The organism is Streptomyces sp. NPDC059853 (assembly GCF_042731495.1).
Taxonomy (GTDB): domain Bacteria; phylum Actinomycetota; class Actinomycetes; order Streptomycetales; family Streptomycetaceae; genus Streptomyces.
Genome location: NZ_JBHWJL010000495.1, coordinates 1 through 2,282, shown reverse-complemented (window position 1 = coordinate 2,282; position 2,282 = coordinate 1). Strand labels below are relative to the sequence as shown.

The window sequence follows — 2,282 nt, the reverse complement described above, 5'->3', positions numbered from 1 at the left end:
GCCCCACCCCGCCCCCGCGACGACAACGAGCACCAGGAGCAGCCGCACATGACCCCCCGCACCGCCGAGGCCGCCGTCGAGCAGGCCGTCGCCGACCTCCGCACCGTCCGGGAGCACTGGGGCGATCTGCTGGCCGCCATCGAGACGCCGCCGGCCGACACCTGGCCGCCCCGCCAGCTCGCCCACCTCATGCGGCCGACCAACGACGGGCCCGAGCTGGTCGCCGACCGAGCGCCGCTCGTGCTCCGCGACTACCCCGCCCCGCTCAACCTCGACGCCCTCGACGCCGGAACCGCCGTCGAACGGCAGGTGTTCGACCTGTGCGACACCCTCGCCGCCGCCGTCCAGCTCCCAGCGGCGGCCGGCGACCCCCGGGCATGGGTCCTGCCCACGCACAGCGCATCCGTCACCCACCGGGCAGCCTCCCCGGGCAGCCGCATCCACGGCCTGCACTGGGCGTGCGTGTGGGTCGAGGGCCGGCTACTTGACGACGACACCACCGGCCCCGACGCGCTGTTCAACCGGCTGCCCGGGTACCTGCTCGACGAAGCGGCCGGCGTCGCCGCCCGCGCGGCCGGCCGCGTGCTCGGCGCCCTCGGACTCGACCGCCGCCACACCCCGATATCCCGCCCGTGCCCGGCGTGCGGCGGGCCGCTGACCCTGCACACCGACCCGGACGGGCCGCCCACCGTGACGTGCGCCCAGGGCGCGGACTGCCCGGCCGCCGTGCCCCTGGACCGTCGCGGCCGGCGGGTGTGGGAGTGGCCGGCCGTACTCGACCTCGGCCCCGGACCGCTCCAGTCTCAAGTCGCATGACAACTGACTTGCCAACCGCCTTGGCAATCCCTCATACTGGGGGTCCGCCGGACCCTACCCGGCACCACCGCAACACCACCCCGAGGGAGACACCCCCGATGACCCAGCTCACCCGCTACGCCCGCAACCCCAAGAGCGGCGCCTACCACTACGTGCGCGAAGTCGCCGGCGGAATGCTGATCGCCCTGTGCGGCCGACGCGCCGACGGCATGTCGCCGCTGCCGGCCCCCGCCCGGCACACCGAGTGCAAGCGCTGCGCCGCCGCCCGCGCCGAGGAGATCGGTACGCCCGGCGAGCAGGGCCAGGCCGACAAGGCGCCGTTCACCGAGCGCGCCCGGGTCAGGTACGCGGTCGTCGGCCGAGGCAAGCGCGTGCACTACTCGCCCATGAACGACGAAACGCTGTGCGGGCGGCTGACCACGAACTACGTCGACGCCGAGGCAGCCGACCTGTTCAGCAAGGGCTACGAGCTGTGCATCCCGTGCCACCGCCGCGCTGAGCAGCGCGCCGACGCGGCCCGGCTCGCCGAGTCCTCCCCGCTCGCCGCTGCGGCCGTCGCCCTCGCCGAGACGGTCGAGACCGACGCCGCCGACGCGCCCGCCATCGCAGCCGAGCTGCCGCGCGGCATCATCGAGCCGGGCGCCCGAGTCCGGGTGCCCCTCGGGCGCGCCGTCGTCACCGCGATGGACGACGACTACGTGAGCGTGCGATTCGACGACGGCACCGAGGGGCGCGTCGCCGCCGAATCGCCCCACATCTACCGCCTGTGTGACGCGTGCGACCAGGTGGGCGACGCGTCGCTCGTGGGCGACGGCCGGACGTGCGGGTACTGCCTCGCCACCGCCCAGGACGACGCCGCACGCACCGCCGACGCCGAGCCCACACCGGAGCGTGACGAACCGTCCGACACGTGGACGATCATGACCCGCTCCGGCGAGGAAATCGCCCGCGTCGACGGCGCCACCGCCGAGGACATGACCCGGGCCGCCGAAGCGCTGCCAGAGGTGCAGGCCAACATCCGCCGCGAGGGAGGATTCTCGCGCCGCCGCCTCTACGTCTCCGAACTCCGGCCCTCATCCGCCGAGCAGCGGCTCACTGCTGCCCAGGCCGCCTACGAGAACAGCCACCGCAGCGCTGAGCGTGTCCGTGCGAACCCCGACCCCTCCGACCCCGAATGGCGTGCGGCCCTCGCCGAGCTGGGCGCCGCCCTGGAGCGGTGGCGGCAGGCCGACCCGTCGATCGACACCGCCGAGGACGCCGAGGGCACGTGGCGTGCCGGATGGATCGGCGCCCCGCTGGCCGCCGACGACGGCGGCCTGTTCCCCGCCGCCGATGCCCTCGGCGGGGAGCGCGGCGAGCAGGGCGGCTTGTTCGCCTGACCCGACCTGGCCCGCCCCCCCCGCTGTGGGGGGCACATCACACGCGGCGGTCTCTGTAGGGTGTGGGGCTCGAGGGGGGCGCGGTGG

Annotated in this window: 2 protein-coding genes; both read left to right on the top strand. The window is 75.2% G+C overall.

All coding sequences use genetic code 11. The annotated features are described in order from the left end of the window. The coding region (locus ACFV5N_RS27220) for a hypothetical protein (RefSeq protein ID WP_385605017.1) at positions 1-816 on the top strand (816 nt) is incomplete at its 5' end. Positions 817-914: 98 nt separating this feature from the next. Next, positions 915-2,195, top strand: coding sequence for a hypothetical protein (locus tag ACFV5N_RS27215; RefSeq protein WP_385605015.1), 1,281 nt, complete (start codon positions 915-917; stop codon positions 2,193-2,195). Positions 2,196-2,282 lie beyond the last annotated feature (87 nt).

Excerpts from the sequence above, each read along its gene's own strand:
- ACFV5N_RS27215 (WP_385605015.1), top strand. The coding sequence starts at position 915 with ATGACCCAGCTCACCCGCTACGCCCGCAACCCCAAGAGCGGCGCCTAC.